Consider the following 23,750-nt stretch of genomic DNA (forward strand, 5'->3'; position numbering starts at 1 on the left):
AGCGACGGCTTACGATAAACAAGGGCGCCCGGGCCTGGCCCCGGGCGGATCGCCAGACAGACACTAGAGCGATCGACATGAATGATCGAGACGCGAATTCCATGACCGCTGCAGCACTGGGTGACATGAGCGACCGGCAGGCTTCCACCCTTGACGACGCGACGCCGGATACCCGCGCGCCCGAAGTTCCCACGCTGACCAAGGCCGAACTTGCCGAGATGCTGTTCGACCAGGTGGGCCTGAACAAGCGCGAATCCAAGGACATGGTCGAAGCCTTCTTCGACGTCATCCGCGAAGCGCTGGAGCAGGGCGACAGCGTCAAGCTGTCCGGCTTCGGCAACTTCCAGTTGCGCGACAAGCCGCAGCGCCCCGGGCGCAATCCCAAGACCGGTGAAGTGATTCCGATCACCGCGCGCCGGGTCGTGACGTTCCATGCCAGCCAGAAGCTCAAGGGCCTGGTGGAAGAACGCGCGGACATTGCCGGTTGAGGCTTCACCGCGTCACAGCTTCCACCCGAAAGGCGGATTGCTTCCGCAGGCCTGCATCGGTATCCTTCTGGGCGCGCAAAACCCTGCGCGCCAACCTCATGGCCGGCATGGCCTGACGCTCGTCTACACACCGCATGTCGGACAAATCCAGCGAACGCATCGCGTTGCCGCCGATCCCGGCCAAGCGCTACTTCACCATCGGTGAGGTGAGCGAACTTTGCGCCGTCAAGCCGCATGTCCTGCGCTACTGGGAGCAGGAGTTCACGCAGCTCAAGCCGGTCAAGCGCCGCGGCAACCGCCGCTACTACCAGCACCATGAAGTGCTGCTGATCCGGCGCATCCGCGAGCTGCTGTACGAGCAGGGCTTCACCATCAACGGCGCGCGCAACCGGCTCGACGAAGGCCGCCATCACACCGCCGCTGCGGCGGAAGCCGCTGACGAACGCCGCGAGGAAAGCCCGGCAGCCTTGTCGATCGATGTAGCCGGTCTGCGCAACGAACTGGTCGAGGTGCAGCACCTGCTCGCCCAGCTGCGCGAGATCGCGAAGCACGGATAATTTTGTGCGTCAGAAGCTAGTCATGCGAGAAATGCTTCTGATATAATCTTCTTCTTTCGGGGCGTAGCGCAGCCTGGTAGCGTACCTGCATGGGGTGCAGGTGGTCGGAGGTTCAAATCCTCTCGCCCCGACCAAGTAAATAAAGGCCCGGACGGCATTGTCGTCCGGGCCTTTTGTCTAACTTGGGTGCGACTGTCTAACTTGCATTCGCATCGCCCCCTCCTTGGCGTGTATGGCAAACGTAGATTGGGTTACCGTTGGCGCAGGTTTCGTCGGCGCCCTTTTGGGGGGTGGGGCGACACTGCTTGGAGTCCGCTGGCAACTGTCTACGGCTCAGAAGGATCAGAAGGATCGTGAAGATCGTCATCACGCAGCGATCCTAAAAGCGGTTCATGACGAGCTGGAAACCCTGTGGGATCAGTACTTGCTTGGAGTCGGGAATGACATTGCCGCGCTGCCGAGCGGACAGCCATTTAAAGCGTACTGGCCGGTCTCAAACGACTATTTCACCGTATTCCACAGCAATGCGGTATTCCTTGGCCATTTGCGCGATGACGATCTGAGAAAGTCGCTCATCGTTGCCTACGCAGGGGCAAAAGGGCTGATCGACTCGTTCAGACTCAATAACGCGATGGTCGAGCGCTTTGAGAATGCTGACGCATTTGCGCTCCAGAGTCCCACGCCAGCAGCCCAGCATGTCGCTAGGTCTCATCTGCAAGTACTAACCAGTTACGCGGCCGTGTTGAAACAAGGCCACGTGGAAATGGAGGTGGCGGTGAAGGACGCGCTGCGGCGGTTGAGGAAAGCTGGCGTTCTCGCTCAAAACTCCGGAAAATCCTAGCTAGGGATGCTTTCGTACTGGGCGAACACGCTCGATCTCGCGCGCCTTGGTGTAGTGCGCGGTCATTTCCGCCGTTGTGTGCCCGGCTAGCGCTTGGGCCGCCGCGGCGCCGGCTTGTCTGCGCAGATCCGTCAGGGCCTTAGCACGCAAGTCGTGAAAGTGCATCCCTACCAAGTGTCGCGGGTCAGGAGTTTCCCCACTCTCCGCGCAGCTCTTTTCATACCGCTGCCTAGCGCGCTGGCAAGCTCGCTTCCACGCTGTCTGTGCGCCGCTGTACGTGAATCGTCCGCCGCTCTGCGTGCAGATCACCGGCCCGATGGCCTTAACCTTGCCTGCCTTCGCGCTATCCAGCGTCGCCTGTAGATCTGGCGTCATCTCGATCAGCATCCGAACGCCGGAACTGTTCACCGTCTTTGCTGGGTGGAACATGATTCCTTCGTCCGAAACGTTCGACCAGTTCAGCGCCAGCAGATCGCCGATCCGCTGCGCTGTTTGGTAGGCCAAGTCGATCAGCGCGACGATGGGTGCGCCGGACGGCGTGGGCTTGTTGTTGTTTCCGAGCAACGCCGCGGCGCGCACGGCTTGAAGTTCCGCATCGGTGATGTAGCGGTCACGTTTGCCCTCGGTAGCCCCTGCAACTTCCGTCACGGGATTGGCGTTCCGAAGCCCCTTCCGGACGGCAAAGGTGAACATCACTGATAGCAGCGCCCGGTACTTATTACTGGCATTCGGCTTCGCCTCGAAATGCTTGTCCAGGAAACGGGCGATGTCCTTGGGCTCCACGTCCTCGACGAGCCACTGATCATCGAACTCCGACCGGATGAACGTGGCCATGCGCCTATATTCCTCCTGCGTCTTGGGCGCATAGGAGCCAAGCTTGGCGAGAAGCCAGGCGTCGACCAAGGCCGGCATGGTGTTCATTCGCCGCTCGTCCCGGTCTCGGTTGATGCTGGCCAGAGCCGTGTAGAGCGCGGTCAGGCCGTCGCTCACCCGGCAGAGCTTATGCCACTTTCGACGGATGTCTACGAAGTACCAGGCGCCGTTCTTCTCATAGACGCGCGATGGCAGAGGGGAGGCATTCTTGCGCCGACCGATCATGCTGCCTTCCTGTCAGAAGCGAGTTCGGGCCGGCGGCGCGGTGCTTTGGGTTTGCTACCGCCGATACCGACCAGGTGATGTCGCCATACCCGAACGCTCCCGTCGGGGCGTCGATCAGCAGGAATGCCGGCCTTCAGCAGGGCGGCAAGCTGTTCCGCCGGGCGGCGATAGCCGGTGGCTTCGGTGATTTCTTCCTTGGTCAAGGTCAGGGATTCCATCGATTTGCCCCAATCTCTCCGAGTTGTCTCATGGCATGTGCTGCTTCGGTCATGCTGTAAAAGGCTGCGGCCGGACTTTGGCCGCGATATATAGCGGATGCTTCGGACTGCCGCCCTGATTCAGCCCGAGGTGATGGAGCAGGGCGCTGCGGCCGCGCAGGCGGATGATCCGTAGCACCTCTTCCGCGCGCGCTGGCGCCGCCTTGTGCGCGCCCCAGGCGCAGATCACCAGCGAGCATCGGTCCAGCGCGTCCATGATCGAGGCGTTGGCCGTATCCTCCCGGCCGAGCGGAGCTGCGTGCGTCAGCAGGCCGGCTGGATCCGTTGAGCGCAGCGGGAACAGGTTCACCACCTCCAGCCGGCCATACCTGCCAGCCACCGCACGCTGCAGGCAGCGGGTGATTGTCGGATCGTTGACCTGATGGTCAGCGGTCGACGGGTTGAGCATGATGAAACCTAGCGCCGGCTGGCTGGCATCCCACTCGCGCCAGAGGCGGTAGCGGTACTGCTCGCAGTCCGAGAGGATGCAGCCGGCCTCGCCGTCGAGAGTCTGGATGGTCAGGTGCTTCATGCTACGATCCTCCAAAACGGGAGGGGGCTACCATGGGCATTGAGAGCTACAAGGACTACACAGTTCGTGGCTTTGCGAAGCAACTGGCGGATGGCTCGTTCGAAGCCTTTGGCACCGTGCAAAAGGACCATCTCGTTCTGGAAGCGTCTGAGCCTCTGGGCTCCTATGCAACGTTCAACCTTGCCGTCGCGGCAGGCATCGCATGGGCGAAAGCGTGGATCGAGGATCAACTCTGAACCCTCCGGAACTCCACCACCCACACCCAAGGGTTCGCGTCCCAGGCACCAGCGCCGTTGATGCGATCCCATAGGTCCGCGTAGACAACACGCGGGTCATGGTCAGCCGCGCCAAGGTATTGCTCACCAGGATTGACGACATAGCGACCGCTTGCAGGCAAGATGTGAAGGCCTTCGGCAACGGCGTCCGCCTCGCTGCAGTCGTTCAGCCGCTCGACGCGCACGCCGGTGACTTCCAGCCGCAGACGGCACAGCGCGCGCGGCATGTGGATGCTTGGCTTCCAGGTAATCTCGTCGGCCGTAGGAATGCGCTCGTAGCCGGGCGGCACGCACGCCGGGTAATCAGCTCGGTAGACTGTGGGGCCCGGGTCCAACGGGACCGGCTGTGCCCACGTCTCGCGCACCCACAGGCGGTCGCCGGGCTGGCCATAAGGGCTGCACAGGCACTCTCCGGTGCGCGTATGCCAGATGGCGCCCTGCAGCGGTACGGTTTCGCCTGCGGCGGTCCGGCCGCCGTTCTCTCCGCCCATTGTGGTCGGCTCCCACACGCCAAGGGGGTTGTTGTGCGGCAGCTTCACGACGCGTCGGGTCTGTGTCTTCCGGCCATCCAGGATGGCGCGCACCATGGCTCCAGAGAATAGAATGGGTCTCTCAAGCATAGGAGGCTCCATGAACACGATCGTTATCCTTGCTGGTACGCATTGGCAACAGGTGTCGCCGGTCGTCTTCACGCGTCACAACAGGAGTGATGAGTGGTGCCAAGTGCTCTGCTCGAAGGCTCATGCAGACGGTGCTTTCCTGACGTTCGAGCGCGAAAGTGCTCGTATTAGCGTGCCGCTGGCGGCTGTTGTGGCTGTTGCTGAGATCGAGGAGGCTAAGCCGATGGGTTTCCGTGACTGACGGCAGGTTCGCGCGGTCTTTGTGGGGCGCTGGCATGGCCTTAACCGGGCCGCAGCGACGACCGCGTGCCATGGCGCCACTGATGAGGATGGGGCGTTCTTTGGTCATGCTAGGATTCCCGAAACTGGAGGGAGAGATCGATGACGAAGACCTACCGGAGGCACACGCTCAATTGTGAGCCGCAAATCCTGGCCGACGGCCGCTTTGGCCCGCGGCTCGTTGTGACCGAACACCAGGCTGACGCATCTGTGGATCACCGTGTTGACGTTGGCCCGGACGTCTATAGAACAGCACAGGAGGCCTCTCAAGCTGCGGTGCGTGCGGGAATCCGATGGATCGACGACGCCCTCGGCCCGCTGCATCGGCACGGAGCCTTTGGTTTCGAGATCTCCGCCACTTCTCACGACGATGGCTGGACTGGCGACGTGCGGATTTACGGATCCAGTTCGGATGCCGCGATCTTTGATCGGCGTACGAACTATCTTGTTGCGCCGGGCGTATTTCGTGATGACGCGCTCGCCCGCAATGCTGCGCGCGAACATGCCATCCATCTGATTGATAGCCGCACCGCGTTTGAATGGGAGGACATGTAACGTGTTCTGAATTGCGTGCCAGTTGTGCGCAGAGCAGTGGTCGAGTGCCATCACTCGCTCCCCTTGGCTGCTGATGGCGTGGCGCTCATGGCGGCGTCGATGCGGTCTGCAATGGACTCAGCGAGATCCGGTGCCGCATTGCCATACTGGTAGCTTCGAAGCGCGTTGGATGCGGCGGTCAGCAAGTCGCGCGCATCGTCTGCGCCTGTAGCGGGCGGCACATGCTCAGGCAGCGGCGAGTGCTTCGGCTTGGCGGCCTGCTTTGAGCGGATCTGCTCGAGCTTCGTCCAGATGCGCGCCAGTTCCGTTTCGCCGGCTGCGTGCATGTCCAGTCCTTGCGCCAGGCACAGCGCCGCTAGCGTGACCATCACGCCTCCGGCTTCCTGGTGCTTGTCGCCGACCGGGCGGCCGTAGACGTAGTCGACGAGCTGGTGCGCCTCGCTGGCCGTGGCGCCGCATGCCTGCACCAGTTCCAGCGCCTCTTCGAGAAAGCGGTGGTTGCGCTCCTGCTGGTCGGCGGCAATCTCGGCGCCGAAGCATGACAGCATCCACGGCCGCACGCGCTGCTGGAACGGCTCGGCGCTTTGGCTGGCCACCCGACCAGCCGCGTGCCCAATCATGTAGGCGGTATCCCCGGCGTCTTCGCTGGCTGCGGCAGGCGTGCGGATGCTTTCAGCAAAGCGAGCCAGCGCGGCATCCCATGCGTTGGTGCCCAGCGTTGCCGCCATCAGGCCGCATTCGCGCGCGAGGTTCCAGTCTTCGTCCCGGCACTGTGCTGGTGTGGTCGATTCGCTCATTTCTCAGTGTCCTTGTCCTTAATCCATTCCGCCTGGCGGATTACCGCGTAGATGCCGACAGCAGCGAAAACCGCCCCAGCCGCGGCGACGACGATCAGTGCTGTGATGCTGCTCATGGCGTCGTGTGGGTTGGTGTGGCGCTGCGGAGCAGACTCAGGCCAGCTTGCGGAAAGGCTGCCGCGCGGACGATGGAAGCCTCTCGGTAATCGTCAGCCCGGAGCGGCTGGGCGCCATGCTGGGGCGCCTGCTGCATCCACTTGACGGCTGCATCCGGGCGGATGAGCTTCCCGGTCTTCTCGGCGTAGCGGCGCCGGGCCAGCAGGTTCTGACGTGCGCAGTACTCGGGGTCTTTCCGCATGCGGCGCGAGTAGTCACGGTTGACCTCATTCTTGGTCTTGCGCGGAGGCGGCGGCACGTCCGGCCCGGGTCCAAGCTTCCAGCGGCTGACCTGCGTCGAATGGACTGCCACCTTGGTATGGCCGCCGACATGGACCTCAGTGCCGTGGCGATCGCGCATGCATTCCTGCACAGCGTGCGGCGTGACCTTTAGCGCCTTGGCCAGTTGCCCAGCCGTCATCATCTTGCCGCCTGCCAGCATGCGCTTCACGCCTTCCCATACAGGGGAAAAGCTCTCGCGGCCGCAGTCGCGCGGGCCCAGGCTGAGGGCCACGTATCCGTGCTTCAAAATGGCCGCCGGGGTCCGGCCCGGGAATAGCTCGGCCAGGCGCTTAGTCGGTACCTTGTCAGCCCAGCGCTCCCGCAGCAGTGCATCTTCCTCGGGCGTCCAGACCTTCCATGCCTTCGTCGTCATGCCGGCATCTCCGCCAGAACCTTGCGGCATCCATCAGAAGCCATGGCTGAGACGATGCGGCCACTCTCCATCAGTTCGAGCAATCGGGCCGCGCGGTTGTACCCGATCCGTAGGTGGCGCTGGACCAGCGAGATGCTGGCGCGCTTGGCCTTCTGGACCACCTCCACTGCCTGCGGGTAGAGCGGGTCTACGTCGCCGGCTGCCGGCGATTCCGCATCTTCCGCGGCGGACACCAGGTCATCGGGTGCCTCGGGGGCATGCTCGCCGCCCAGCGCGTCCAGAAGATCGGAAAGAAGGCGGGCCAGCTCGCCGGCCATGAGCAGAAAGTCGCCGTCGAAAGCCTCGTCGGCGGTCTGCTCGGTACCTGCTGAGGTCTCCTTGATGACATCCAGAGCAGCAACGCGCTTCAGCGTGAGGCCGTCGGTCAGCACGAACGAGATGCGGTCGTTCCACGTCATCGCCAGCTGGGTGCAGCGCTTGCCGGCTGCGATGTGGCGAGATACGTCTGCCGGTTCCAGGGTGTGCTGCACATAGCGCACCGTGGCGCGGCCCTCGCCGGTGGCGCGCAGTTCGGCATCCTGGTCGATCGTGAAGCTTGCAGGCGCGGTGTCAGTGGCAAGCCATTCCGTCATGGCGGCCACCGGCGCCTGATTGACGCGCAGGGCTACCAGTTCCAGCTTGTCGACGGACTTGAACAGGTAGCCAATCAGCGTATCGGCCTTTGCACTGCTGGAGGCATCGATAGCTAGCCACCCGTTGGCCGGGTCGATCCAGGCGGAAATCTTGGACCGGATGCTGAAGGCCTTCGGCAGCAGTTCGTCGGTGACGGCTTGCTTGATTTCGCGCAGTTGCTTGCGACCAGGCTTGTAGCCTTGCTGCTCTTCGATCTCGGCGGCGCGCGCTTGGGTGGTTTCCTTGATCACGGCGGCAGGCAACAGCTTCCTCTCGATGCACAGGGTGATGAGCATCTGGCCGTTGACGCTGTGCACCAGGCTGCCGCCGTCGCGCGGCGGGATCCAGCCTTGCGAGGACAATTCCAGATCCGTGCACGGAATGTAGGCCTGCTGCGCCAGAGCTTGGTCCAGTTCCTCGGCGCTCAAATTGAAGTCGGGCAGGCGGTACAGGGTAAGGTTGCGGAACCACATATTCGGTCTCCGTGTGGATCAGGCGGCCAGCTTGCGCAGCTCGGCCACGTTGTCTTGCACTAGGCTGTCGAACTCCAACAAGTCGGCAACCATGGCTTCGATGTATTCCTCGTCCCGCTGGATGCGCCAGCGGAAGAAGTCCTTGCCGATGGCCTTCATGGCCGGGCAGTAGATTCCGAAGTCCCAGTAGCGGCGGCCGGACAGCCAGAGATTCCCCTGAACCTGGTCCATGTACTTGGCCAGGTCGTGGCCGATCAGCGTCGTGCGCAGTTCGGCGGGGGACACCAGGCACTTGTATTCCGCGCCGCCGTCGTCGCCGATCCAGCCGTCCGCGCTGGCGCCGAAGCGCCCGTCATCCGACAGCACCATGCCGACCGGCTGCACGTAGACGCCAATGTCAGCCTGGTGCGCGATGCGTGCGTCCGGCTCCAGTTCGTGGCCGCGGCGCATGGCCCAGGTCTCGAAGTTGTCGTCCAGCGCTTCGCCGCTCAGGATCTCGACGGCCAGGCGGAAGGCGTAGTCCAGGGCGGCTTCGGTGCGCTCGCTGCTACCTTTCTTGCGCGAGCGGGCGGTGCGGAACATGCTGGCGGTACAAACGCCGACCCTGGCCGCGATCCACTCCTTTGATCCCTGCTGACAGGTTACGAGGCGCACGATTCCTCCGCGATCGGGTGGCCAAGGCATCCGCTCTTCGGGTCGAAGTTGTCGCACTTGCCGATGGGCAGGAACTCGTTGCCAGCGGCCAGCGCGTCGAGCAGGTGATACTTGGCCTCGTCCGGCGTCATCTGGCGGCCGTCGTCGTGGCGGAACATGCCGCGGTACCGGCTCTTTGGTGCGTTGGCCAGAAAGCCCTTCACGTCCAGCGACAGGTGGATGCTGCGCGCCCCGCTCACGCTGCCTCCTGTGCCGCGCGCAGCTCCTGCATGCGCTGCTCAAAATAGGGGTTGTACTTGGCGCGCTCGTCCTTTGGCAGGCCGCTCATGACCTTGCTCAGTTCGCCGATGCTGGTGGCGTCGCGCATGCCGGTGTGTACTTCGGGCCGCACCGGCGACAGGCCGGCGCCTGCATTGGGGTCTGGGCTCTCGTCCAAATCCGCCTCGCCTGCGACGTTCAGCATGGCGGCCACGATGTAGCGACGCAGGATCGTGATCGTGGCGCCGAAGGTCTTGATGTCCGCGTCGCCGCGTACCACGCTCAGGGACGACTCCACGCGTGCGGCAGACTTGTGGGCAATGATCGTGCGAATGTGCGTGCCGCCGTTGGGCTTATCCGTGACGATCTGCATGAGCGCCAGCGAGTGCTTCGACAGGGCGGGGGTGGTCTTTTCCCGGATCTCATGCATGTCGGAGTAGTCGTAGGAGTACGGCGCCTTGCGCGAGTCTTCCGGTATTACGTGGGCAGTACGGTTCTTCGCGATGGGCATGAACTCGCCCTGCGCGCTGGCCAGGGCTTCGAACAGCTGCCCAAGGCTTTCCGGCGCCGGGCCCGGAATCAGGTTCATGTCAATCGGCTGGCAGGTCAGTTCGGTGAGCGGAACAATTTCAGCGTGGTTCATTGCTGGGCTCCGGTGGCCGCATTGATGGCGGCGTCGATGCGGTCGGCCAGGTCGCCGGCCGGCACATGGGCGCGGGACTCGACTAGCAGGGCGAGCAGGGTTTCGGCCTGCGCGCGCACGCGCTGAGCGGCAGCCTCGGCGGCTTCCTTCTCGCGGCGGCGGGCCTCGGCTTCGTCGCGCTGGCGCTTTTGCTCGGCTGCGCGGGCTTCTGCCTGGCGCTTCGCTTCGGCTTCGCGCTCGGCGCGCTCCGCAGCGGCCTTGGCGTCCTGCTCTTCGCGCACCTTGCGCTCGGCGGCTTCCTGCTCTTCCTGCTTGCGGCGGGCCGCGTCGGCGCGCAGCTGGGCGAGCTCTTCGGCATCGCGTGCGGCGGCCAGCATGGTGTTCAGGTTGCCCAGCGCGGCTTCGATCGCAGCGCCGGCCTCGGCCTGGAATTCCGCGAAGTCGTCGGCCGCTTCCCGGGCCAGCGCATCGATACGCTGCTGGATCGCCTTCGTGCCCAGCCCGATGCAGGTGGTCGGGGCAATCTCGATCGCGTGGATGCGGTCCTTAATGCCGGCCACGCGCTTGCGCTCGGCCTCGACCTTGGCTTCCTCGGCGCGGCGGGCGGCGGCTTCGGCTTCCTGTTGGGCTTTCATGGCGGCCAGTTCCTCGCGCGCCTTGGCGTTGTCCAGGTGAGCGCGCAGTGTCGTCAGGGCAGTGGCGACAGCTTCCTTCGCCTGGTCGGCATATTCCTCCCAGTCGCGCTGGCCGAGGTATTCTGGGGATTCCAGGTCACGGATGGCCGCTGACACGTCCGCCGACGAAGCGGTGAGGTAGTCCTTCGGCAGGGCGGCGATCGCATTCAAGCACGCCTGATGAACGCTGATCCGTGCGCTCTCGGCGCGGGCCTTGGTAATGCGTTCCTCGTCCTTGCGCTTCTGCTCGGCGTCGATCTGCTCTTTGACCGGCTGCTCGATTTCTTTGACGGCGGCAAGAATCTCGTCGCGCTTCTCGCGTACCCGTTTCTGCGCGGCAAGGATCGGGCGATTCCACTGCGTGTAGGCCTCTTCCGTGGCGGTGCGCGTGCTCACGCAGCGCTGCACGAACTCACGGGCCTCTTTGTTGCCCTCGGTGTTCTTCACGTCGAAGGCCTCGGCGCCGGCCGTGCGCAGCTCGGTCAGTCCGGCTTCGATGGCGTCGTACAGGGTGAGGCTAGTAGTCGGCTCAGCATGAACCGGGTCCAGAACTTCGATTTCGGGTGCTCCCATGGATTCCTCTTTGGATGGCGGGCAGTCAAGCGACTTTGATGTAGGCGAATGCGCGGGCAACGGCAGGCGGCACGTGCGCGCTGCCAATGACGACGCGCGGAGCGATGCCGCGGCGCGCGTTCTCGGCCTTGCGCTGCTGGCGCTGGGCTTGATTCGACGCGACCAGGTGACGCAGCTGCGCTTCCATGCGTTCGATGCGCGAGAGCTTCACGCCGGTCACGAAGTGGCGCAGATCCGTGTTTTTGCTGATCATGTTCAACCTCCGAGATAGAGAGTGATTTCGTGCGTCGCTACGATGACCGCAAACAAGCCCAGCACGTAGTAGTGAAGGGCGCGATTCCGAGCCTGAGCCTCGCGGAGCTTGTCTTCAGACACGTTGTGCCTCCATGGCTCTGGCGATGACTGCCTCACGCTCATGGGCGCGGGTAGTGCCTTCGCTGTCATTGCCGCTCAGGATGTTCCTGGCGGCCCACTCCGATTTCTGCTCGGGGGTCATGACCGCCAGCGCGTTGAAGATCATCCGGTGCGCCAGTTGGAGCTCATGCAAAAGTTCGCGCTGCAGGTTTTGGCGCAGGGCCTGACGCATTGCCGCTTGTTCTGCTGTCATTGCTGCTCTCCGACGGCTTTGGTGATGGCGGCGCGTGCAGCCGCAAGCAGTTGGCTCTCGGGGTCCGGCCCGTCGACGATCCACTTCTGTTTGGTGAGCAGGCGATCTACCTCGATGGCGACGGCCAGCAGGTCGTGAACTGCGGCGATCGCTTGCGCATTCGCCAGCGCTTGAGCCTCGGTTTCGACATAGCAAATCCGCTGCTGCACGTCGGATGCATACGAGGTCTGGGCCAGGATGAGGCCGCGCTCGTTATCGTCCTTGGCGGGACCGCGCACCTTTATAGAGACGGTCTCGCCGTCGACGATGAATGGTTCGACGCGCCACGGCCCCTTTGTGATTGCCGGCTTCATACCGCCACCCCATAGGCAAAGCGACGCTCTTCCCGCTGACGGTCAGCCGCCTCGCAGGCCTCAGCCGCTTCGTTGTCGAGGTAGATTTCCAGCGCCAGGCCGGCAATCTCGTCCAGATCGTGGATGTGTGTGACATCGACACCGCTGTCGGTGATCGTGTCGACATAGAAGCCCTCGGGCTCGCCGGGCTGCTCGAGCGTGGCGTCATAGCCGCGGCAGTAGCTGCCGGACACCTTCAGTTCGGTGCCGTTATGGAAAATCGTGACGGTGGTAGCCATGGCGCGCCCCTCAAAGACCGTAGTACCGGACTTCGACGATGTGATCGCCGGTAGAGGCATCCATGCGCGGCAGGCCCATGGAAGGGCTGCGCATGGCGTCAATCGCGCTGAGGCGCGAGCGGGCGCGATCCGTGACAGCCTGAAGGTTCTTGCCACGCAGGGTGTAGATGCCGCCAGTGCCCTTGGGGCGGTGGCGCTCTCTTACCTCTGGAACCATGTCGCTCTCCATCTGCTGACACGCACCGAGTGGTGCGTTGATGGAGTTAATATTAGGCATTGCCATATCTATAGTCAAGAGGCAATGCCATATTTCGTGTGAGGCGATGCCTAATTGACTGCAGTTCACGCGGCTCGCGGCGCGGCAACACAAGTGTTGTGTCCAAACAACCGCGACGTCCGTTACCTAAACTGGATCGACAAGCACAAGCAGACTGGGAGGCATCATGGCAAACGGGAAGCCCGGCCTACTGCACCAAGCGGCTTATCTGGCAGGCCTGATCTTCGGAGCCAAAATTGGATGGGAATTCGGGAGTGAGTATGGAACGACCCTCGGCGTGATAGGAGCAGTTGTCGGCGCCGTGGCGCTTTCAACGCTTGTCGGTGTGGTGGCCGGGCTCTTCGGATATAGGCCTTGATATGGGAACGTTTGAGCGAATAGAACGCCCAGATGGGCGCTTCGCTGTCAGCTTGGTCAAGTGGGGAATCCTGCGTCGATTGATCGTCTCCCTGATGTACAGGGTATCGAGACCGAACAAGTTCGAGCGGCCGTCGTTTGTGCCAGCGTTCGAGTTGGCGGTTTTCCCCAGCAGTTCCCTGACCCGACCGGTCGTGGTGATCCACTTCTCGGACGAACAAGCCGCGAGGCGGGGGTGGGAAGCAATCCTGATGGCCATGAGGGAGCACGGACTCGATGGAGCTGCTAACTACGTCTGCAGCATCCGACTCAGCGAGATGCGCGAGTTCGGCCGTATTTACCCAGAGGCGCTATAGGCGATGAAAGCATTCTTCGTTGGGTCACGCCGTCGCCTACACTTGACCGACACGCCACTAGGAGATGCCCATGGAGCCGGATGATGTGATTCGCGAGTTCGAGCGCCTGGCGCTGGATGACGATGAAGAACTGCAGGTGGACGAGGCGATCACCGGCTTGGCCGTGCTGCTGTCCGATCCATCGATCAGGGGGAAGGAAAGGGCGCTGCTGACGCTGGTAGGGGCAACTCTCTACCGCGTGGGCCTAAATGAGCGGTTGATCGCCGCAATCAAGAAGTGATGGGATATAAAAAAAGCCCACCGAGGTGGGCTTTGTAGGCATGTCGCGGCCTAATGCCAGGTTTGTGTGCCTGCGGCCTTGGTAAGGCTAGAAAACAGCATTGCGCTAGCCATGGAGCCGATAATTTGCTTCTCCGTTTCAGCGCGCTCAAAGTCGTCGCGGTCATCAATGATGACCCTGACAATGGGCGGCTCTCCAGGCGCACTCATGACATCGCCGAGTTTGCGCATTAGCCCACCAGTGGCTTGGTGGCTTGGCGTCACAACATCGACCAACTCATTGCCCCAAAGGAAGTCGAAAGTATATTCGTGTCGCGAGATTCCCTTTGCTTTGGGGTGCCGAACAATCTGCTCGGCTGGCTTCCATAGCCGGAGATAGTGCTCCACCTCATCTGCAAAGTTATTCACCTGCTCGGGTACGCCCAGCCAACCTCGCTCTTGGCTAGCCAAGGCCAGAAGGCTTGCAATGTAGGTGGCGACAACATGCGGGCCTGCCACGGATGCGCCGATGGCCCTGATCTCGCCGTTTGCCTCAAGGGCCACACCGAAGGGCGCAAGAATATTGCGGATCGCCGATTCTCTTCGTCGATTAAATGGATCCAGCCCGACCGAACTGAGGTGAGCGAGGGTATCGCCGTTGTCACTAATCAGGGTGTGGGTGCCCTGCTCAACCATGTAGAAAACAATGGCGGTGCCATCTGCGAAACTGAACGGTGTGCCAACCTCGAGCGCAGGTTCCCCATTCACCGTTCTGACCTGGCGGCACTCATATGCGAAGTTTTGGCGCAACCATGCGCAATTCAGTGTCATGGAAGGACGATCTTCCCGGTGAAAGTGATGTTCGCTTCTGCGCAGAATAGCCTAAAAAAATCATCTATGGGTGTCGAGCACGACACCTTGGAATGGTCGTATTCTAGGGCGCAGTCGCCGATGTGCTGGTGAGGGCCATAGAGGGTGTTCCCCGGCTCATTGTGCGAGCGTTTCGCAGCGGGCTGAACCTCGAGCTGATATACCCGATACTTGACGCCATGCCGCGAAAGGTAGATCGAAGCGATGTTCTTGCAGGCGTCTATCAGAGACGGGGCTTTCAACTCCAACTCTACAGTGAGGCCAGGTATTGTCGCCCCGAACATATCATCTGGACGGGCGGAGGCGGACGTGTACCCGGCGTGATTCCTGCGCGGCTGCAGGTGCAAATCGCTGCCGACATATTTGCTCATCGCAATTAAAACCTCTGCTTGAGCGCGCGGTAAATCTGCCATCCCGTTATCTTTCTTGGTTGCCGGCAGGTCCGGATCTTCTGCTAAGTTGCAAAACCCGCCGCAGGGCGGGTTTGGGGTCGGTTGTTGTCCTTACAGCCGTTATCGTTCCAAGCTTCAGAAATCTCCCATCCCGGAACGATACTTGACACGCCCAACCACCGAAATGTGCTCGACCTGATCAGGCTGAAGGATGATGGGCTCATACCGCTCGTGGTTGTCGCTGACAATTTTCAGGATGCCGCCTGGTAGCTGGAAAAGGCGCTTCACTAACATCTCGCCAGCGTAGACAAGGGCAAATACACCGCCGTTGGCGGGCACCCGTGTGTCAGCGCGATCCACTATCACGGAGTCGTCGTCGAACAGCCGCGGCTCCATGCTGTCGCCAGTAACTTTGACCGCCACCAGATTTTTCGGCTTGGCATCCAGGCGCCGGATGTAGTCTGCCTGGAATGGCAGCGGCTCCTTCTCCTCGATGTGCCAAGTCTCTTTCCCATTCCCCGCCGACAATTCCACATCAATCCTCGTCACGAGAACCGTCGACTCTTGTGGAAGTTCTTCCAGGCTCTCGTAGGTAACAATCGGCCGCACGTAGACGCCGTGAAGCGTCTTGGCGGCCGTTGGCGGGGGATTGTAAGCGTCTGTTTCAGACTTCTCGTTAAGTTTTGTTTTTTTCTGATCTGCGCCAAATTTTGGATTGACGGTGGGCGCAAAGTCTAGGCCCCAGTGCTCTGGGCCGACGACGTCCGAAAAGTACGCGACGAGGTCGTTAATACGCTCCTTAGCGATGCGGCCGTACTTCACCCAGTCCTGAACGGATGCGGGTTTGACCCCCATAGCATCCGCGAGCGCCTTCTTTGAGACGCCCTTCTCTTGCCTGGCCTGCTCGATGGCAGCGCCCAATTTTTCACCAGTAAGCATTGCCTAATTTGACTCACTTTGGGCGAGATACGGCAATGCCTTGCAAAAAGAAGGCAATGCCATATAATGGGCCTCATGAGCACAGAAACCACATCCGCAATCCAGCGGGCCAGCGAGATCGCAGGCGGGAAAGCTGCACTCGCTCGTCAGGTCGGCGTCAAGCCCCCCACTGTACAGCAATGGGCAAGCGGCACTCGTCCCGTTGCGATCGAGCGCTGCGTTGCGATCGAGATGGCGACCAAGGGAGCGGTGACCCGAAAAGACCTGCGCCCGAATGATTGGCATTTGATCTGGCCGGAACTCGCTGCCGATGCCGATGCAATCAAAGCCACCGACGACACCCAGCCTTCGGTCGGCACGCCGAGCAGAAAGCAGAAGACGTAGGCGGTTCACAGTTTTCATTGAGGCGTCCGAAGTGACGCCTTTATTTGACGCCATTCGGTACGTGGAACGCCACGGAGAACAGGTGGAACTTGTGTGGGGGAGCGAACGATGCAACGAGAAATGCCGTTTTTCGAAGTCGTCGGAGAGCCTCAGATGGTTGCGGACTTTCTGATCGCGCGCCTGCGGCACGAGGCTGACGCGACTGTCCTCTGCTGGGCGAAACGTCGCGTCCGCTATTCGATCTCGGACGCAGCGGCGATCCTGGGCATGCCCAAGTCGCACCTCTCCAACATCCTGAGCGGAAAGAAGTACCTGCCGTTCGACTTCCGCATCAAGTTCCAGGCGCTCTGCGGCAACTGGGCCATCCGCCAGTACGAAGACAGCGTCTGCGGCTTCGTGACCAGTCGCGAAACGACTGAGCAGCGCCGCATCCGCGAGCTGGAATCGCAAATCGAGGCGATGAAAGCAGCCTGAACGTAGCGCGCCGACACAAGGCGCCGCGTACCACTTTCATTTACCGGAAAGCCGGGGAGAAACATGGATCAGATTTACAGCACCCGCTCGGGCCACCGTGTCTCGGGCGCGCAGTTCGACTCGTACCACTCCTTGACGGACAAGGAGCTTTCCGCCAGCCAGCAGATGGTGATCAACGCTTTCGATGGCGCCGGCGCGAAGCTGACGCGCGAAGAGATCTCGCGTCGCACGAACATGAAGCTGTCCGGTGTCTGCGGTCGCGTGCGCGAGCTGCTCGACGCCAAGCGCCTGGTCGTCTGCGGAAGCATCAAGGATCTCTACACAGGCAAGCCGCAGGAGCTGCTGAAGCTAGCTGCCGAACCTTCGAACACTGCGCCGGCCACCACGGCCGCAACGCTGTAACAAGGGGCGGCAGCATGATCCGCGACCAGTTCCTGCTCGACATCTCCGAAGAGATCATCGTTGACAACTTCGCTGGCGGTGGTGGGGCCAGTTGCGGCATTGAGCTCGCACTTGGCCGACACGTCGACATCGCCATCAACCACGACCCCGAGGCCGTGGCGATGCACGCCATGAATCACCCGCAGACCGAGCATCATTGCGAGTCGGTGTGGGACGTGGATCCGCTCGACTTGGTGAAGGGCCGGCCGGTAGGCCTCGCCTGGTTCAGCCCGGATTGCAAGCACTTCAGCAAGGCCAAGGGCGGCAAGCCGCGCGACAAGAAGATTCGAGGCCTGGCCTGGGTGGCAATGCGCTGGGCGGCACTGGTCCGGCCGCGCGTGATCATCTTGGAGAACGTCGAGGAGTTCCAGACTTGGGGGCCTCTTCTCGATGACGGCAACCCGTGCCCGAAGCGAAAGGGCGACACGTTCCGCTCGTTCGTCCGCCAACTGAACGAGAAGGGCTATGCCGTCGAATGGCGAGAGCTGCGCGCGTGCGACTTCGGCGCTCCGACCATCCGCAAGCGCCTGTTCCTGATCGCCCGCTGCGACGGCAAGCCCATCGTCTGGCCGGAACCCACGCACGGCGCGCCGGGTAGCACCGCGGTGAAGGCAAAGCAGCGCAAGCCGTGGCGCACGGCCGCCGAGTGCATCGACTGGTCGATCCCGTGCCCATCCATTTTTGAGCGCCCGCGCCCGCTGGCGGAGGCTACCCAGCGTCGCATCGCGCGCGGTCTGCGCCGCTACGTCATCGACGCGGCCGCGCCGTACACCGTACGGCTGCCAGCTGCCACCATGGCGCCAATAGTGACTGAATGCGCCAACGCATCCAGCCAGCGCGCTTTCCGCGCCGACGAGCCGCTCCGCACGCAATGCGCCGAGGTCAAGGGCGGCCACTTCGCGCTGGCGTCGGCAACCCTGATCCAAACAGGGTACGGCGAGCGGGCCGGCCAGGCGCCGCGTGCGCCCGGACTGGACAAGCCGCTCGGCACGGTCGTCGCCGGCGGCGCCAAGCATGCGCTCGTGTCTGCCTTCCTGGCTAAGCATTACGGCGGCAACTACGATGGGCCCGGCGTTGGCCTGAATGAGCCTGCCAGCACCATCACGACCGCCGACCACCACGCGCTGGTCTCGTCCAACCTGGTGAGGCTACGCGGCGAGTGCACGGGTAGCCCGACCGATGTGCCGACGCCGACTGTGACCGCCGGCGGCACGCATATCGGCGAAGTCCGCGCCTTCCTGGTGAAGTACTACAGCGAGGGCGGCCAGGACCAGGATTGCCGCGACCCGATGCACACCATACCGACCAAGGACCGTCTCGGCTTGGTGACGGTCGCTGGCGAGCAATACCAGATTGCCGACATCGGCATGCGCATGCTGGAGCCGCATGAACTGTACGCCGCGCAGGGTTTTCCCGCTTCCTACGTGATCGCGCCGGTGATCAACGGCCGGCGCCTGCCCAAGCATGCCCAGGTGCGCATGTGCGGCAACAGCGTGAGCCCGCCGATGGCCGCCGCGCTGGTGCATGCAAACGTGCCGGATATGGCGAGTTGGCCGGCGCGAGAGGCGAAGCGGATGGGGGTGGCTGCGTGAATTCATCTACCCCAAATCCACTTCAACGCATGCCAAGGGCCTCGCGCTGTTTCGTGCCCCCATGCTCTGGCCGCATCAAGAGCCGCCTCGTGAGTGGAGAAGATGCCCGGAACCTGGTCGCTTTGCGCAGGCACCGCATGCCGCAGATGCTCTTCAATGCAGACGAACCTGACCACCGCGGTATATCTGCCTTCCGCGCCCCTGACCTCGGGCCAGTAGTAGTAGCCATTGGCCTGATAGAGCTCAACATGCCCCATGTCCACCCCCTTACGAGAGAGGGGATCGTAGCATGCTGACCAACTACTGCTACCGAGGCGACTGCCGCGCCGTCATGCGCGACCTGATCGCCGCCGGCGTGCGAGTGCAGTGCATCGTCACCAGCCCGCCGTACTGGGGCTTGCGCGACTATGGCCATGCCGGGCAACTTGGCCAAGAGCCGACGTTGCGTGAGTTCCTGGCCAACATGGTCGAGGTGTTCCACCTGTGCCGTGAACTGCTGGCCGACGATGGAACGCTGTGGCTCAACATGGGTGACGCCTATGCCGGATCGTGGGGCGCGCAGTCGCGGGAGCATGCCGGCAAGCATGCGCCGAACATCTCGGCTTTGAGCGCAAACCAGATGAAGGCGGCGCAGCGCAAGCAGTCCGGAACCGGTACGATCCGCGACGATTTCCTAAAGGCGAAAGACCTGATGGGGCAGCCGTGGCGCCTTGCATTTGCGCTGCAGGACGCCGGCTGGTGGCTTCGCCAGGACATCATCTGGCACAAGCCGAATCCCATGCCGGAGAGCATCACAGATCGGTGCACGAAGGCACACGAGTATCTGTTCCTGATGACCAAGAGCGCACGTTATCGCTTCGATGCGGGCGCGATCAAGGAGCAAGCCACGGGCGGGTTGGCGGGGAATGTGCAGCACGCCAAGGGCGCCCAGGCCTACGTCGACGGCGACGAGAGCCACCGTACCAAGCTGGGACTGTCCAACTGGGCGGAGCGTCAGCGTAGTAGGCGCAACAGCTTCGCGCGCGAGACCAAGTACTCCGACGGCGAGCACGGCCAGAAGGCGCAACACCGGCCTGGGCGCGAGGACATCGACTACAGCGAGACGCGGAACAAGCGCTCTGTGTGGACGATTGCCACCCAGTCGTACAGCGGGGCGCACTTCGCCACCTTCCCGGAAGCGCTGGTCGAGCCCTGCATCCTGGCGGGCAGCCGGCCGGGTGACATCGTCTTCGACCCGTTCATGGGCTCCGGCACGGTGGCCAGCGTCGCGCAGCGCCTCGGCCGCCGCTGGCTGGGCGCCGAGATCAATCCGGACTACATCGCGCTGCAGGCCGAGCGCACGCGCCAGCCGGGCCTGATGCTGGAGGTCGAGCCGTGCTGAGCAGGTCAAAGCCAATGAAGCGAACCGGCCTGCTGCAGCGCCACACCCCGCTGCGGTCCAGCGCCTGGCTGAAGCAGACGGCCGGCTTGGTGCCTAGCCCCTTCAAGAAGAAGGGGCCGAAGCGCCGACCGATGGCTGAGCGCCGCTATGCGCTGGCCTGCCGCGGCGAGCCTTGCTACCTGCTTATCCCGGGCGCGCCTTCGCACGACCGCGAGACGGTGGTCGACTGCCACAGCAACCAGTTGAAGCACGGCAAGGGTGGCGCCATCAAGGCCGCCGATGAGAAGACGGTACCGGGCTGCGCCTGGTGCCATCACGCGATCGACCAAGGCAACTGGTTGACGAAGGAACAGCGCCGCAACTACTGGGATGACGCATACCAGCGCTGGGTGCCGGTGCGCGCCGTCAAGTTGGCGGGGCAGGGGGTATCGACGTGAGCAAGGCAAAGGACAAGGTAGACGTCTGGATGCCGCTGTTCATCGGCGACTACCTTGCGGACACCACGCGCCTGACCACCGAGCAGCACGGGGCATACCTGCTGCTGCTCATGGATTACTGGCGCAATGGGCCGCCGCCCAACGATGACGCGACGCTGGCGCAGATCACTCGCCTTACGGCAGCCGCCTGGAAGAAGGCAAAGCCTGCCGTGATCCGGTTCTTCAAGGAAGAGGGCGGATTGCTGCACCAGAAACGTGCTGATGAAGAGCTTCGAGCAAGCCAGACACGCAAGGAAAGTGCCGTAGCAAAGGCCACGCTAGCAGCAGAAAAGAGGTGGGGCAAGAAGTCCCCCGGATCTGCCACAAGCAGTGCTCCAAGCATGCCACAAGCACAGCCCGAAGCAGTGCCTGATGCACTGCCCGGGGTTGTTCTTGAGGACTGCCCTTCACCATCACCATCACCTACTGCTTCAAAGGTCAGTGGTGATGTGAACCTCTGCGGTACCGCGGGCGCAGCGGCCCACGCCACATCACACCTGCTGAACGCAACGACCGGGGAGGAAAACCCGCGGCACGTGCAGTTGGCGATCCTGCTGCGCAAGACCTACGGCATGGCGGTGACCAGCAATCACGCCGACGTTACGGAGATGGTCCGCCTGGCCGTGTCTGATCAGGAGATCGCCGAGGCCGTCGAGGTGTTCGGCATGAAGAAGCCCGGGGACAAGCCGAATGCCGGCTACATCCTCGGGATGATTCGCTCGGCCCGCGAGCAGGCCGCCAAAGCCGCCGCGGCAGCTGCCGGCAGCCCGGCCGCAGCGGGCGCCCCGGCGCTGGTGTCCGTCGAGTGGTGGTTGAGCGCCGAAGGGATTAAGGCCAAGGGGAAGGAACTGGGCTCCGTTTGGAAAGAGGCCGAGGGCGAGCTATTCATGGCGTTCAAGGTTCGTGTTTTCAAGCGTGCCGGCGAGGGCCCGTGGCGTCACCAGCTCCTGCGCGAGACCGAGCGCGACGAGGCGATGCACGCCCGCCTGATGGCGTTCTTCTACCCGGCTGAGGAAGAGGCATGACGACCACCTGCATTACCTGCGAGCACTTCACCCTGAGGCCACGCCCCGACGAAGACGGCGAGCACCTGCGTGCCAGCGACATCGCGCATGCAAGGGTGGGAATGGGGCGCTGCCTGAAGGAAACATTGACGCAGCGCTGGCAAGCAGCAGAGACAGAGCGGCATTGCGACATGCATTCGCCGGTATCGGAAGAGCAGGCGGCGCAGCGCCGCCAATGGATGAGGGAAAAGGGCGTATGAGCGTGGAGAAGGTTGTGATTGGAGACGCGGTCCTGTATCTGGGCGACGGCTTGGCAGTCCTGAGGGATATGGCCGATGGGATAGCGGATGCGGTCATTACTGACCCTCCCTATTCAAGCGGTGGGGCATTCCGCGGCGATCGCGCGATGGACACGAAGACCAAGTACTTGAGCTCGAGTAGCGGGAACATCGCAAAGACCACTGATTTTGGCGGTGATAACCGGGACCAACGCGCATTCCACTTCTGGTCTTGCCTATGGTCGGCTGCAGCGCTGCGTGTCAGCAAGCCTGGGGCTCCCGGTCTGTTTTTCACCGACTGGAGGCAACTGCCGGTTTCGACGGACTATCTGCAAGGTGGCGGATGGGTTTGGCGCGGCGTGGTCCCGTGGGCAAAGAAGGCGGCAAGGCCGCAGATGGGGCGCTTTTCCGCTCAGTGTGAATACGTGGTGTGGGGAAGCGCGGGGCCTATGCCAATTGAACGTGGCGTAGGTTGTTTGCCCGGATTCTATGAGTTCGCCTATCCGGCAGATCGCGAGCACATCACACAGAAGCCCGTAGATCTGATGGCGGCAATGGTCGAGATCTGCCCGGAGGGCGGTACCGTCCTCGACCCGTTCATGGGGAGCGGTACGACTGGCGTGGCCGCAATCAAGATGGGCCGGAAGTTCATCGGGGTTGAGCAGCACCCCGAGTATTTCGCCGTCGCTTGCCGCCGGATCGAAGACGCGACGCGGCAACGGTCGCTGTTCGACGCGCCTGCACGAAAGGCAGAACAAATCGGCCTCGGATTGGATGTCGCGGCATGAGCGGCATGCTTCGCTGGACGCCGGAGCAGCTTGCCGCTCACCAGGCGCGCAAGCCTGCGCCGTCGCCGGCCACCAAGGCGGATCCGATGGCGCGCTTCCACGCGCTGGGCCGGCTGGCCAAGGACGTCATGAACAAGACCGAGCGCGCCTATGCCGACGTGCTCGAGCAACAGAGGCAGCGCGGCGAGATCATCGATTGGAAGTTCCACCCGATGAACGTGCGCCTTGCCAAGAACACCTTTTACGAGGTGGATTTTCTGGTGCTGGCCGCTGACATGCGCGTCGAGATCCACGAAACCAAGGGCGGCTACACCACCGAGAAGGGCGGCATGAAGATCAAGCTGTGCGCCGAGGCGCTGCCCTGGTTCCGATTCATCAAGGCAACGAAGCTGCCCGCCAAGCTGGGCGGGGGCTGGAAGCGGGAGGATTTCTGAGATGGCCAAGAGCCAGAAGAAGCGCAACAAGGCCTACCGCCCGCGCCCGACGTTACTCGACCAACTGCGCGCGACACAGCGCCTGTACGTGGAGAGCCTGCCGGTGCGCGAATCAGAGGCGGACCGCTTCCGGCTTGCCGTGCTGACCTCGCTGGACGGGATCACGCGCGGCACCGGCGGCGCGCGGGAATGGAACACGATCGTCAGCGCGCTACGCCACTCCCACACCTTGGCACATGAGGGCACTGGCGAGGAAATCATGCCGGCGCTAATCGCCGCCAATGACGGCATGATCCGGGCCCGCGAACGGTTTGAGCGCACCGGCCGGATGGGCTTCGACGGCGACGCGCTGTGCGACATCCGCCTGGCGCTGGATCTTTGGTTCGAGCAGATCCAGCTTTGCAAGATCAGCGAGGTCGACAGGGCCACGCGCGCCGTAGTGGCGGAATACGACGGGAAGGCGCGGCTGCCGGTGCCGGCCCTGACCGACGTGCGGCAGGCCGCATGACAACCGCCCAGGCACCGGCCGCGACCGCGGCCATGCCGGAAGGCACGGAGCAGCGCGAAGGCGTGACCTACGCCCAGGCCATGGAGATCTTCGAGCGGTTCCTGGTCGCCGACCGCAATCAGGCTGTTCCGACCATCGCTGTCGAGATGGGCATCCCTTACAACACCGCCTGCCGCGTGCTGGATGGCCATATCTGGCCGGCTGCGCGCCAGTACTGGGTGGACAGGGTACTTCCATAGGAGAACA

The 23,750-nt window shown here is 62.9% G+C and carries 38 protein-coding genes, 1 tRNA gene and 1 pseudogene; 20 read left to right on the forward strand and 20 right to left on the reverse strand.

Annotated elements, in window-relative coordinates; all coding sequences use genetic code 11:
* The first annotated feature begins 77 nt into the window (after positions 1–77).
* From JTE92_RS18105 to JTE92_RS18120, 4 genes are all read left to right on the forward strand, one after another.
* A complete protein-coding gene (locus tag JTE92_RS18105) occupies positions 78–488 on the forward strand; it encodes an integration host factor subunit alpha (RefSeq protein WP_063238522.1) in 411 nt (136 codons plus the stop codon).
* Between the two features lie 134 nt (positions 489–622).
* On the forward strand, positions 623–1,045 hold the full coding sequence (locus JTE92_RS18110; protein WP_063238523.1) for a MerR family transcriptional regulator: 423 nt from the start codon (positions 623–625) through the stop codon (positions 1,043–1,045).
* 57 nt (positions 1,046–1,102) lie between these two features.
* Positions 1,103–1,179: transfer RNA gene (locus JTE92_RS18115), tRNA-Pro, on the forward strand.
* A gap of 98 nt (positions 1,180–1,277) precedes the next feature.
* Positions 1,278–1,886 carry a hypothetical protein gene (locus tag JTE92_RS18120; RefSeq protein WP_063238524.1) on the forward strand — a complete coding sequence of 203 codons (609 nt, stop codon included), beginning with the start codon at positions 1,278–1,280 and terminating at the stop codon, positions 1,884–1,886.
* Here JTE92_RS18120 and JTE92_RS18125 read toward each other — a convergent pair whose 3' ends face one another.
* Genes JTE92_RS18125 through JTE92_RS18135 form a run of 3 tightly spaced genes read right to left on the reverse strand, consistent with a single transcriptional unit; the run spans position 1,887 to position 3,773 of the window.
* Positions 1,887–2,984, reverse strand: coding sequence for a tyrosine-type recombinase/integrase (locus JTE92_RS18125; RefSeq protein WP_084254520.1), 1,098 nt, complete (start codon positions 2,982–2,984; stop codon positions 1,887–1,889). It lies immediately after the preceding gene.
* Positions 2,981–3,202 carry a DUF4224 domain-containing protein gene (locus JTE92_RS18130; protein ID WP_084254521.1) on the reverse strand — a complete coding sequence of 74 codons (222 nt, stop codon included), beginning with the start codon at positions 3,200–3,202 and terminating at the stop codon, positions 2,981–2,983. Before JTE92_RS18130 ends, JTE92_RS18125 begins: the two co-directional genes overlap by 4 nt.
* Before the next feature lie 49 nt (positions 3,203–3,251).
* The gene (locus JTE92_RS18135) at positions 3,252–3,773 is read right to left on the reverse strand and encodes a DUF1643 domain-containing protein (RefSeq protein ID WP_063238525.1); all 522 of its coding nucleotides are present in this window, start codon (positions 3,771–3,773) and stop codon (positions 3,252–3,254) included.
* Positions 3,774–3,805: 32 nt separating this feature from the next.
* On the opposite strand from JTE92_RS18135, the gene JTE92_RS18140 reads away from it, so the two are divergent.
* A complete protein-coding gene (locus tag JTE92_RS18140; RefSeq protein ID WP_063238526.1) occupies positions 3,806–4,009 on the forward strand; it encodes a hypothetical protein in 204 nt (67 codons plus the stop codon).
* Here the strand turns inward: JTE92_RS18140 and JTE92_RS18145 are convergent.
* Positions 4,000–4,668: an ASCH domain-containing protein gene (locus JTE92_RS18145; protein ID WP_063238707.1), complete on the reverse strand. Its 669-nt coding sequence runs from the start codon at positions 4,666–4,668 to the stop codon at positions 4,000–4,002. The genes JTE92_RS18140 and JTE92_RS18145 overlap by 10 nt on opposite strands.
* Positions 4,669–4,678: 10 nt before the next feature.
* Here JTE92_RS18145 and JTE92_RS18150 point away from each other — a divergent pair, with 10 nt between their 5' ends.
* Positions 4,679–4,909 (forward strand): hypothetical protein, encoded by a 231-nt coding sequence (locus JTE92_RS18150; RefSeq protein WP_063238527.1) that lies wholly within the window; start codon positions 4,679–4,681, stop codon positions 4,907–4,909.
* 140 nt (positions 4,910–5,049) lie between these two features.
* The gene (locus JTE92_RS18155) at positions 5,050–5,502 is read left to right on the forward strand and encodes a hypothetical protein (protein ID WP_063238528.1); all 453 of its coding nucleotides are present in this window, start codon (positions 5,050–5,052) and stop codon (positions 5,500–5,502) included.
* A gap of 50 nt (positions 5,503–5,552) precedes the next feature.
* On the opposite strand, the gene JTE92_RS30460 is transcribed toward JTE92_RS18155, so the two are convergent.
* The 13 genes and pseudogenes from JTE92_RS30460 to JTE92_RS18215 form a co-directional block, all read right to left on the reverse strand.
* Entirely contained in the window at positions 5,553–6,299 is a 747-nt protein-coding gene (locus JTE92_RS30460) for a hypothetical protein (protein ID WP_232353241.1), read from the reverse strand.
* Positions 6,300–6,411: 112 nt separating this feature from the next.
* Entirely contained in the window at positions 6,412–7,110 is a 699-nt protein-coding gene (locus JTE92_RS18165; RefSeq protein ID WP_063238529.1) for a hypothetical protein, read from the reverse strand.
* Positions 7,107–7,343: a DNA translocase FtsK gene (locus JTE92_RS30465; RefSeq protein WP_232353348.1), complete on the reverse strand. Its 237-nt coding sequence runs from the start codon at positions 7,341–7,343 to the stop codon at positions 7,107–7,109. Before JTE92_RS30465 ends, JTE92_RS18165 begins: the two co-directional genes overlap by 4 nt.
* A 27-nt stretch (positions 7,344–7,370) precedes the next feature.
* Positions 7,371–8,255, reverse strand: a pseudogene (locus tag JTE92_RS18170) (recombination-associated protein RdgC); the annotation flags it as partial.
* A gap of 18 nt (positions 8,256–8,273) precedes the next feature.
* Entirely contained in the window at positions 8,274–8,837 is a 564-nt protein-coding gene (locus tag JTE92_RS18175) for a lambda exonuclease family protein (protein WP_232353243.1), read from the reverse strand.
* 59 nt (positions 8,838–8,896) lie between these two features.
* Complete coding sequence (locus JTE92_RS18180; protein ID WP_063238532.1) at positions 8,897–9,148, reverse strand: hypothetical protein; 252 nt, start codon at positions 9,146–9,148, stop codon at positions 8,897–8,899.
* Positions 9,145–9,810, reverse strand: coding sequence for an ERF family protein (locus tag JTE92_RS18185; RefSeq protein ID WP_063238533.1), 666 nt, complete (start codon positions 9,808–9,810; stop codon positions 9,145–9,147). Before JTE92_RS18185 ends, JTE92_RS18180 begins: the two co-directional genes overlap by 4 nt.
* A complete protein-coding gene (locus JTE92_RS18190; protein WP_063238534.1) occupies positions 9,807–11,057 on the reverse strand; it encodes a hypothetical protein in 1,251 nt (416 codons plus the stop codon). Before JTE92_RS18190 ends, JTE92_RS18185 begins: the two co-directional genes overlap by 4 nt.
* 25 nt (positions 11,058–11,082) lie before the next feature.
* Positions 11,083–11,310, reverse strand: coding sequence for a hypothetical protein (locus JTE92_RS18195; RefSeq protein WP_063238535.1), 228 nt, complete (start codon positions 11,308–11,310; stop codon positions 11,083–11,085).
* A 114-nt stretch (positions 11,311–11,424) separates the two neighbouring features.
* Complete coding sequence (locus JTE92_RS18200; protein ID WP_063238536.1) at positions 11,425–11,664, reverse strand: hypothetical protein; 240 nt, start codon at positions 11,662–11,664, stop codon at positions 11,425–11,427.
* Positions 11,661–12,017 (reverse strand): XkdD/Y8K6 family phage-associated protein, encoded by a 357-nt coding sequence (locus tag JTE92_RS18205; RefSeq protein WP_063238537.1) that lies wholly within the window; start codon positions 12,015–12,017, stop codon positions 11,661–11,663. Before JTE92_RS18205 ends, JTE92_RS18200 begins: the two co-directional genes overlap by 4 nt.
* Positions 12,014–12,295, reverse strand: coding sequence for a hypothetical protein (locus JTE92_RS18210; RefSeq protein ID WP_063238538.1), 282 nt, complete (start codon positions 12,293–12,295; stop codon positions 12,014–12,016). Before JTE92_RS18210 ends, JTE92_RS18205 begins: the two co-directional genes overlap by 4 nt.
* A gap of 10 nt (positions 12,296–12,305) precedes the next feature.
* The gene (locus JTE92_RS18215; protein ID WP_147318551.1) at positions 12,306–12,572 is read right to left on the reverse strand and encodes a hypothetical protein; all 267 of its coding nucleotides are present in this window, start codon (positions 12,570–12,572) and stop codon (positions 12,306–12,308) included.
* 783 nt (positions 12,573–13,355) lie between these two features.
* Here JTE92_RS18215 and JTE92_RS18220 point away from each other — a divergent pair.
* A complete protein-coding gene (locus tag JTE92_RS18220) occupies positions 13,356–13,565 on the forward strand; it encodes a hypothetical protein (protein WP_063238541.1) in 210 nt (69 codons plus the stop codon).
* Positions 13,566–13,615: 50 nt separating this feature from the next.
* Here JTE92_RS18220 and JTE92_RS18225 read toward each other — a convergent pair whose 3' ends face one another.
* The 3 genes from JTE92_RS18225 to JTE92_RS18235 all read right to left on the reverse strand — a co-directional run bounded on the left by JTE92_RS18225 (position 13,616) and on the right by JTE92_RS18235 (position 15,726).
* Positions 13,616–14,374 (reverse strand): DUF1828 domain-containing protein, encoded by a 759-nt coding sequence (locus tag JTE92_RS18225; protein WP_063238542.1) that lies wholly within the window; start codon positions 14,372–14,374, stop codon positions 13,616–13,618.
* Positions 14,371–14,826, reverse strand: a complete 456-nt coding sequence (locus tag JTE92_RS18230; RefSeq protein ID WP_063238543.1) for a hypothetical protein — start codon at positions 14,824–14,826, stop codon at positions 14,371–14,373. Before JTE92_RS18230 ends, JTE92_RS18225 begins: the two co-directional genes overlap by 4 nt.
* 114 nt (positions 14,827–14,940) lie before the next feature.
* Positions 14,941–15,726: a LexA family transcriptional regulator gene (locus JTE92_RS18235; RefSeq protein ID WP_063238544.1), complete on the reverse strand. Its 786-nt coding sequence runs from the start codon at positions 15,724–15,726 to the stop codon at positions 14,941–14,943.
* Between the two features lie 93 nt (positions 15,727–15,819).
* On the opposite strand from JTE92_RS18235, the gene JTE92_RS18240 reads away from it, so the two are divergent.
* The 12 genes from JTE92_RS18240 to JTE92_RS18295 all read left to right on the forward strand — a co-directional run bounded on the left by JTE92_RS18240 (position 15,820) and on the right by JTE92_RS18295 (position 23,743).
* Positions 15,820–16,128, forward strand: a complete 309-nt coding sequence (locus tag JTE92_RS18240) for a transcriptional regulator (protein ID WP_063238708.1) — start codon at positions 15,820–15,822, stop codon at positions 16,126–16,128.
* Between the two features lie 108 nt (positions 16,129–16,236).
* A complete protein-coding gene (locus tag JTE92_RS18245) occupies positions 16,237–16,602 on the forward strand; it encodes a hypothetical protein (RefSeq protein ID WP_147318552.1) in 366 nt (121 codons plus the stop codon).
* A gap of 63 nt (positions 16,603–16,665) precedes the next feature.
* Complete coding sequence (locus JTE92_RS18250; RefSeq protein ID WP_063238546.1) at positions 16,666–17,004, forward strand: MarR family transcriptional regulator; 339 nt, start codon at positions 16,666–16,668, stop codon at positions 17,002–17,004.
* Positions 17,005–17,018: 14 nt separating this feature from the next.
* Entirely contained in the window at positions 17,019–18,635 is a 1,617-nt protein-coding gene (locus JTE92_RS18255; RefSeq protein WP_063238547.1) for a DNA cytosine methyltransferase, read from the forward strand.
* A gap of 289 nt (positions 18,636–18,924) precedes the next feature.
* Positions 18,925–20,016, forward strand: a complete 1,092-nt coding sequence (locus tag JTE92_RS18260; RefSeq protein ID WP_063238548.1) for a DNA-methyltransferase — start codon at positions 18,925–18,927, stop codon at positions 20,014–20,016.
* Positions 20,017–20,030: 14 nt separating this feature from the next.
* A complete protein-coding gene (locus tag JTE92_RS18265; RefSeq protein ID WP_084254523.1) occupies positions 20,031–20,453 on the forward strand; it encodes a nuclease domain-containing protein in 423 nt (140 codons plus the stop codon).
* Positions 20,450–21,517 (forward strand): YdaU family protein, encoded by a 1,068-nt coding sequence (locus JTE92_RS18270; protein ID WP_147318553.1) that lies wholly within the window; start codon positions 20,450–20,452, stop codon positions 21,515–21,517. Before JTE92_RS18265 ends, JTE92_RS18270 begins: the two co-directional genes overlap by 4 nt.
* Positions 21,514–21,756, forward strand: coding sequence for a hypothetical protein (locus JTE92_RS18275; protein ID WP_063238550.1), 243 nt, complete (start codon positions 21,514–21,516; stop codon positions 21,754–21,756). The genes JTE92_RS18270 and JTE92_RS18275 overlap by 4 nt, the downstream gene beginning before the upstream one ends.
* Positions 21,753–22,562: a DNA-methyltransferase gene (locus tag JTE92_RS18280; RefSeq protein WP_084254525.1), complete on the forward strand. Its 810-nt coding sequence runs from the start codon at positions 21,753–21,755 to the stop codon at positions 22,560–22,562. Before JTE92_RS18275 ends, JTE92_RS18280 begins: the two co-directional genes overlap by 4 nt.
* Positions 22,559–22,996: a hypothetical protein gene (locus JTE92_RS18285; RefSeq protein ID WP_198065737.1), complete on the forward strand. Its 438-nt coding sequence runs from the start codon at positions 22,559–22,561 to the stop codon at positions 22,994–22,996. Before JTE92_RS18280 ends, JTE92_RS18285 begins: the two co-directional genes overlap by 4 nt.
* A 1-nt stretch (position 22,997) precedes the next feature.
* Positions 22,998–23,504, forward strand: coding sequence for a hypothetical protein (locus JTE92_RS18290; protein WP_063238551.1), 507 nt, complete (start codon positions 22,998–23,000; stop codon positions 23,502–23,504).
* Complete coding sequence (locus JTE92_RS18295; protein WP_063238552.1) at positions 23,501–23,743, forward strand: hypothetical protein; 243 nt, start codon at positions 23,501–23,503, stop codon at positions 23,741–23,743. The genes JTE92_RS18290 and JTE92_RS18295 overlap by 4 nt, the downstream gene beginning before the upstream one ends.
* Positions 23,744–23,750: the final 7 nt, after the last annotated feature.

It is taken from the genome of Cupriavidus oxalaticus, from assembly GCF_016894385.1.
Lineage (GTDB): Bacteria > Pseudomonadota > Gammaproteobacteria > Burkholderiales > Burkholderiaceae > Cupriavidus > Cupriavidus oxalaticus.